The sequence below is a fragment of the Streptomyces sp. NPDC037288 genome (assembly GCF_055603265.1).
Window position 1 is genome coordinate 1 of record NZ_JBVJVY010000124.1, and the last position, 6259, is coordinate 6259.

The following is a 6259-nucleotide window of genomic DNA, read 5'->3' on the forward strand; positions in this document are numbered from 1 at the left end:
CCCATCCGCATACCTCACACACCACGGGATACAGCCACCCATCCATGCCCATCAGGGACTTCGTGAAGATTCACCCCGACGAGCTGAAGTCAGTAACGGACTGGAGGCGCGCGTTGCCCCGGCCGAGGGCATTCCCTTCACCACGGTGGCGACCGGCAAGATCCGCCGCTCCAAGAACCCGATCAAGCTGGTGTCACCGGCCAACGTCAAGGACATGGCGCGGGTGCCGCTCGGCGTGCTGCAGGCGCGGCGAGCCATCGACCAGTTCCAGCCGGATGTCGTCCTCGCGACGGGCGGCTACGTGGCGGTCCCGGCCGGTCTGGCGGCGCGGATGTGCCACCGGCCGCTCGTGCTGCACGAGCAGACGGTGCGGCTGGGGCTGGCGAACCGTAAGCTGGCGGCGTCGGCCGCGCGGATCTGCGTGTCGTCGGAATCGACGCTGGAGCTGCTGTCGGAGTCGGCGCGGGCGGTTGCCGTGGTGACCGGGAACCCGGTGCGGCCTGAGGTGCTGTCCGGACAGGCGGAGCGGGCTGTCGAGGCACTCGGCCTGTGGGGCTTCGACCGGAGTCTGCCGACGGTGTACGTGACGGGCGGGGCGCAGGGCTCGCAGCAGATCAACGAGCTGGTCGGCGAGTCGGCGCAGTGGCTGCTGCAGCGGGCGAACCTGATCCACCAGTGCGGTCCCACGAACGAGGCGGCCCTGCGGGCGCGGGCGGCGGAGCTTCCGGCCGAGCTGACGGCCCGCTATCACTTGGCGGGGTTCGTCAGCGGTGAGCTGCCCGACGTCCTCGCCCTGGCGGACGTCGTGGTGTCCCGGAGTGGGGCTGGGACGCTGGCGGAGCTGACCGCACTGGGCAAGCCGGCCGTGTTCGTGCCGCTGGCATCGTCGGCGGGGAACGAGCAGGTCCACAACGCCCGGCACCTGGAGCAGGCCGGGGCGGCGGTCGCGCTGACCGGCGAGGTGACGCCGGGCCAGCTGCAGACGGCGGTGGGCCCGCTCCTGGCCGATGCCCACTTGCGGCAGGCGATGGCGGAGCGGGCCCACGCGTACGGCCGTCCGGACGCGGCGGACAGGCTCGTGGACGAGATCCTGGCCGCCGCGCAGGGGCAGCCGATCACTGCGACGGCTGGCCGACGTGGAGAGCCGTCCCTGCCTCGATGAGGACGGCGCACGCCTTGAACGCCTCCTGATCCTGGCCCATCGGGTCGGGGACGTCGCGGTCACCCAGGTACAGGGTGAGCTTGGGCTGCATGTCGTCGTCGGCGATCTCGCGGAGGACGTCCAGCACGGAGGCATCCATGGCCAGGACGCTGTCGGCCCAGCCGAGCATCTCGTAGGTGAGCTGCTGCGCGCGGTGGCCGGTGAGATCGAGCCCGAGTCGCCTGGCGGCCTCGACCATCTGCTCGTTGGCGGGCTGGCCTTCCCACTTCCCGATCAGCCCGGCGGAGCGCACCTCGAGTTCGCCGGCGCCTCGCTTGGCGAGCGCCAGGGCGGCGAACGGGCTGCGGCAGTAGTTGCCGAGGCAGACGGTCAGGACCTTGCGCACGATGCGGCTCCCACGGTCTTGAGGGCCTGACCGAGAACGGTGACGACCCGGTCGATGTCGTTCTCGGTGAGGTGCTGGTGGAACGGCAGCGTAAGTACCTCGCGGCCGGCTCGCTCGGTGGCGGGCAAGTCGCGCCGCCACTGGGCGAATGCGGGCTGCAGGTGGTTGGGCGGGTAGTGGACGCCGACGCCGATGCCGCGGGTCTTCATCTGCGCGTGGACCTCGTCCCGGTGGGGGATGAGGACCTGGCACAGGTGCGGCACGGAGCGGTCGGGGTCGACATCGACCAGGCGCACGCCGTCCAGGCCGGCGAGCTCCCGCCGGTAGGCCCGCCACAGGATGCGGCGGGTCGTCTCCGCCTTGTCGATGTGGTCGAGCTGGGCCAAGCCGATGGCCGCGTTGATGCCGGACAGCTGGTAACGCAGGCCGAAGCCGTCCACCTGGTAGCTGGTCGTGCGGCCGCGTTCGGCCTGGGACTGGACGACGCCGAGCATCCGCAGGCGGCGGATCGTGTCGGCCTCGGCGCGGGTGCGGGGGATGACGATGCCGCCCTGCCCGCAGGTCAGGTTCTTGATCGGGCCGAAGGAGAAGCAGGTGAGGTCTCCGGTGGCGCCCACGTGGCGGGCGCCGTTGCGGGAGCCGAAGGCGTGCGCGGCGTCTTCCACGATGGTGATGTCCCGGGCGGCCAGCTCCTTGCGGATGCGGGAGAAGTCGATGGCCCGGCCGCCGAAGAGGACCGGCATCACGGCGGCCGTCTTGTCGGTTACGGCGTCCATGACGAGCTGGTCGGTGACGCACATCGTGGCCGGGTCGATGTCCACGAACCGGGGGGTGGCGCCGACGGCAAGGATCGCCTGGACGGTCGCGCAGAACGTCATGGACGGCACGATCACCTCATGGCTGGGGCCGACGTCGGCGGCGAGCAGCGCCGTGTGCAGAGCGGCGGTGCCGGACATGACCGCCACGGCGTCACGGACGCCGAGGAAGGCGGCGATGCGGCGCTCGAACTCCTCGGTGACCTCGGTGTGCCCGTAATGGCCGCCCTCCAGCACGCGGGCCACCGCGGCGGCCTCCTCGCCGTACAGGTACGGGCTGGCGTTGCGCCCGGCGTCGGGCGTGGTGGCGGTCGTCATGCGGTGACTCCCTTCGGGGCGGCTGCGATCTCCAGCTCGGCGACGTCGCCGACGTGCAGCGTCTCTAGGTAGTTCGTGAGGAACACGCCGGTGCGGTAGGTGAGCAGGTCGTGGTCGACCGGCAGGCCGAACAGGCCGTTGACCATCTGGCCGACGAGGTCCGCGCCGGCCGCCTCGGTGAGCGCATATCCGCCGGCGATGCGGACGTTCACCTCGGTGATCGTGACCCGGCCGTCGTCGGTGATGAACCCCTGCACGCAGCACAGGCCGGCCGCGCGGACGGCGCGCAGCGTGTCCACCACCAGGTCGTGCACGGCCTGGTCCTCGAACGTTGTGGAGACGGCGACGCAGCCGGCCTTCACCAAGTCGCGGCGGCGGAGGATCGCCGAGGCCCGGCCGTCGCGGTCCACGAGGCAGTCGGCGGTGAACTCGGTGCCCCGGATGCGTTCCTGCACGATCGCGCCGGAGACCAGCTCGCACAGCACGCGGGCCTGGGGCAGCGACGTCACCATGTGCACGCCCTGGGAACCGTGGCCGCTGCGCGGCTTGACGACCAGCTCGACGCCGGCGGGCACCAGGTCGAGGTCTTCGGGCTCCCAGATGCGCGGCGTCGGGATGCCGTGCTCGGTCAGGACCTGGTGGAAGCGGGCCTTGTCGATGCAGTCGTGCACCGACTTGGCCTCCGGCAGCCACAGACGTACGCCGTCGGCTTCGAGGCGGGGCCGCAGGTGGAGCAGCGGCGGCAGGTCGTTCTCGATGCCGGCGACGATCGCGTCCACGGCGAGCGCCTGGCACAGGCCGACGATGGCCTCCGGGTAGTCGAGGTCCGTGGCTTGCGGGATCACGTACGGTGAGGCGTCGTCCAGGAAGAAGCCGGGGGCGAGCGGGTTGGCGTCGACGGCGATGACCCGATGCCCGAGCCGCAGGAGACTGCGGGCCAGGCCGAGGCCGGGGTTGGCGCCGACGCCGGTGACGAGGATCCGGCGCCGGGTCTGGTCAGGCATGCTGATGCTCCTTCTCGGAGGCCGGGGCGGTGCGCGGGGAGGGCATGGCCGGGAGCGGGCTGCGGGAGAGCGGCGCCCACCGGTCGGCGTTGCGCCGGTACCAGTCGGCCGTCTCCTCCAGTCCGGCCTGGAAGTCGTGGTCGGGCCGGTAGCCGAGGGCGGCGAGCTTGCCCCAGCCCATGGCGTAGCGCAGGTCGTTGGACAGCCGGTCGGGGATGTAGGTGACGCGGTCCCAGTCGGCGCCGCAGATCCGTAGCAGCTCCCCCGTCAGTTCCTTGCTGGACAGGTCAGTGCCGCCGCCGATGTTGTAGATCTCGCCAGGCGCGCCCGTGCGGAGGACGAGCTCGACGCCGGCGCAGTTGTCCTCAACGTGCAGCCAGTTCCGCATGTGCTGGCCACGGTCGTGGAGGGTGACTTGCTCGCCGCGCAGGAGCCGCGTCACGAACAGCGGGATGATCTTCTCGGGGTGCTGGCAGGGCCCGTAGTTGTTCGAGGAGCGGGTCACGCAGACCGGGGCCCCGTACGTCTGCCAGTAGCTGAGCGCGATCAGGTCGCTTGCGGCCTTAGAGGCGGCGTAGGGGACGGTCGGGCGCAGCGGATAGTCCTCGGTGGCCGCACCTTCCAGCAGCGGCCCGTACACCTCGTCCGTGGAGACGTGCACGAACTTCTCGACGCCGTGCCGCATGGCGGCGTCGGCGAGAGTCTGCGTGCCGATGACGTTCGTGGTGACGAACGTTCCGGCGGCCGTGAATGAGCGGTCGACGTGGGACTCTGCGGCGAAGTGGACGACCGCGGTGTGCCGGGCCATGAGGTCGTCGACCAGGCCGGCATCGCAGATGTCGCCGACGACGAACTCCAGCTTCGGGTCGAGGAAGGCCTGCCCGAGGTTGCCGCGGCTGCCCGCGTACGTCAGCGCGTCGAGGACGGTGATCTGCTCGATGTCGTCGGCGCGGAGCATGCGCCGGACGAAGTGGGAGCCGATGAAACCGGCGCCGCCGGTAACCAACAGCTTCATACGTGCCTCCAATGAGGATGACCGGCCCGGCCGCAGGGGTGTGCCGCAGTTGGGGGTCCGGTCGTGGAGACGCCCAGCGGTTGCCGGGTGCGGTCCTCACCATGGAGGCCTGCACAGGCCGTGCAGAGCGGGCGGACTGGCATCGGTAACTGGTGTGCGGATCCGGCACACGATGTGCCTCCGCGCGCCCTCCCAACGCCTTCCAGACGGCGCTAGGTTCTGCACCACCCATCCTGGGTCCAAGGAGGTGCCCATGGGCGCAGTGGAGATCGGTGCCCTCTTACGCGGGGCGCGCTGCGCCGCGAGGCTCACACAGACCGAGGTGGGCCAGGCCTGCGGCTATTCGGCGTCGGCCGTCTCCCGTATCGAGAGCGGGAAGCTGCACATCGACTACCCCACTCTCCTGAAGTTCGCCGCGTTCTTGCGGATCGCCCCCGAGCAGCTGCGTGCGTCTGCCGTACCCGGCATGACGAATGTCGCTACGGTGGCCGGAGGTTGCCGGTCGGTTGAGGAGGACGAGGTGCGTCGTAGGGAGCTGCTGACGGGAGTGGTGGCAGCGGGAGCGACGGCCGTCGTCGGCGCCGGCTCCGCCGGTGCCGCGCCGGTCGATCTGGACGTGGCGTTGTTCCGGCTGCCGCAGGCGGAGCCGATGCCGCTGCCCCGGCTGGTCGCGCAGATCGCTGTCGCGCGCCGGGACTACTGCGCCGCCCAGTACGCCCGTCTCGGGCAGACTCTGCCCGGCCTGATCGCGGCCGCGACCGCGACACGGGATGCTTCGACAGGCCGGGCCCGCGAAGAAGCGAACCTGGCGCTCGCCCGGTCGTACGTGCTCGCCGCCGAGCTGGCCACCAAGCAGCACAGCGATGCGGCGTGGGTGGCCGCCGACAGGGCGCTGGCGGCCGCGCGCTGCAGCGGCATCCCGGTAGCCGTGGGCGAGGCCTCCCGGCAGCTGGCGATCGCGATGCGCCGCTCGGGCCGCTCCACGGCCGCGGTGCACCTGCTGACGAAGGACGCCGAGGACCTGGATGCCTCCCGCGACCACACCGGCGCCGTCCGGACGACGCTGCTGCTGACCGGCGCCTACTCGGCGGCGACCGGCCGGGACCGGTCGACCGCTTTGGCGCTGCTGGAGGAAGCCGAGCAGGAGACAGAGCGGCATCCGGCTGACCTTCCCCTCGTAGCGTAGAGGTGTGACGAAGGGGAAGTTGGGGGTCATGGGTGGGAAGCGACGGTCGTATGACGCGCCGTTCCGTGAGGGTGCGGTACGGATCGTGTCGGAGACCGGGAAGTCCGCGGCGGAGGTCGCGCGGGATCTGGGCGTGCATGAGGGCACGCTGCAGACTTGGGTTCACCGGGCCAAGGTCCGCGCGGCCGCGGAGGCCGCGGGCGGACTGGACGAGTCAGAGCGCGAGGAACTACGCAGGCGCAGGCTGCGTGAGGAGAACAAGCAGTTGCGCAGGGAGAACAGTGAACCGTTTTCATCCTGTCCTGCTGGGGTGAAGGTGCAGGTCAGCGGTGTGGGGTGACGAGACGAGGCTCCTGGTCGTTGCGGTGGTGTTC

7 protein-coding genes are annotated in these 6259 nt (G+C 71.0%); 3 read left to right on the top strand and 4 right to left on the bottom strand.

Going from position 1 to position 6259, the window contains the following annotated elements:
* Nucleotides 1-40: 40 nt before the first annotated feature.
* The gene (locus ACZ7GZ_RS41825) at nt 41-1162 is read left to right on the top strand and encodes a UDP-N-acetylglucosamine--N-acetylmuramyl-(pentapeptide) pyrophosphoryl-undecaprenol N-acetylglucosamine transferase (protein ID WP_471032953.1); all 1122 of its coding nucleotides are present in this window, start codon (nt 41-43) and stop codon (nt 1160-1162) included.
* Here ACZ7GZ_RS41825 and ACZ7GZ_RS41830 read toward each other — a convergent pair.
* Genes ACZ7GZ_RS41830 through ACZ7GZ_RS41845 form a run of 4 tightly spaced genes read right to left on the bottom strand, consistent with a single transcriptional unit; the run spans nt 1116 to nt 4699 of the window.
* Nucleotides 1116-1547 (bottom strand): low molecular weight protein-tyrosine-phosphatase, encoded by a 432-nt coding sequence (locus ACZ7GZ_RS41830; protein WP_471032937.1) that lies wholly within the window; start codon nt 1545-1547, stop codon nt 1116-1118. The genes ACZ7GZ_RS41825 and ACZ7GZ_RS41830 overlap by 47 nt on opposite strands.
* Nucleotides 1532-2680 carry a DegT/DnrJ/EryC1/StrS family aminotransferase gene (locus ACZ7GZ_RS41835; RefSeq protein ID WP_471032940.1) on the bottom strand — a complete coding sequence of 383 codons (1149 nt, stop codon included), beginning with the start codon at nt 2678-2680 and terminating at the stop codon, nt 1532-1534. The genes ACZ7GZ_RS41830 and ACZ7GZ_RS41835 overlap by 16 nt, the downstream gene beginning before the upstream one ends.
* Complete coding sequence (locus tag ACZ7GZ_RS41840) at nt 2677-3684, bottom strand: ATP-grasp domain-containing protein (RefSeq protein WP_471032942.1); 1008 nt, start codon at nt 3682-3684, stop codon at nt 2677-2679. The genes ACZ7GZ_RS41835 and ACZ7GZ_RS41840 overlap by 4 nt, the downstream gene beginning before the upstream one ends.
* Complete coding sequence (locus ACZ7GZ_RS41845) at nt 3677-4699, bottom strand: dTDP-glucose 4,6-dehydratase (protein ID WP_471032945.1); 1023 nt, start codon at nt 4697-4699, stop codon at nt 3677-3679. Before ACZ7GZ_RS41845 ends, ACZ7GZ_RS41840 begins: the two co-directional genes overlap by 8 nt.
* A 253-nt stretch (nt 4700-4952) precedes the next feature.
* Between ACZ7GZ_RS41845 and ACZ7GZ_RS41850 the strand changes: the two genes are divergently transcribed.
* Entirely contained in the window at nt 4953-5885 is a 933-nt protein-coding gene (locus tag ACZ7GZ_RS41850; RefSeq protein ID WP_471032948.1) for a helix-turn-helix domain-containing protein, read from the top strand.
* A 28-nt stretch (nt 5886-5913) separates the two neighbouring features.
* Nucleotides 5914-6225 (top strand): transposase, encoded by a 312-nt coding sequence (locus ACZ7GZ_RS41855; protein WP_471032950.1) that lies wholly within the window; start codon nt 5914-5916, stop codon nt 6223-6225.
* Nucleotides 6226-6259 lie beyond the last annotated feature (34 nt).

Coding starts and splice junctions, on each gene's coding strand:
- ACZ7GZ_RS41850 (WP_471032948.1), top strand. CDS start 4,953: ATGGGCGCAGTGGAGATCGGTGCCCTCTTACGCGGGGCGCGCTGCGCC.
- ACZ7GZ_RS41845 (WP_471032945.1), bottom strand. CDS start 4,699: ATGAAGCTGTTGGTTACCGGCGGCGCCGGTTTCATCGGCTCCCACTTC.
- ACZ7GZ_RS41835 (WP_471032940.1), bottom strand. CDS start 2,680: ATGACGACCGCCACCACGCCCGACGCCGGGCGCAACGCCAGCCCGTAC.
- ACZ7GZ_RS41840 (WP_471032942.1), bottom strand. CDS start 3,684: ATGCCTGACCAGACCCGGCGCCGGATCCTCGTCACCGGCGTCGGCGCC.
- ACZ7GZ_RS41855 (WP_471032950.1), top strand. CDS start 5,914: ATGGGTGGGAAGCGACGGTCGTATGACGCGCCGTTCCGTGAGGGTGCG.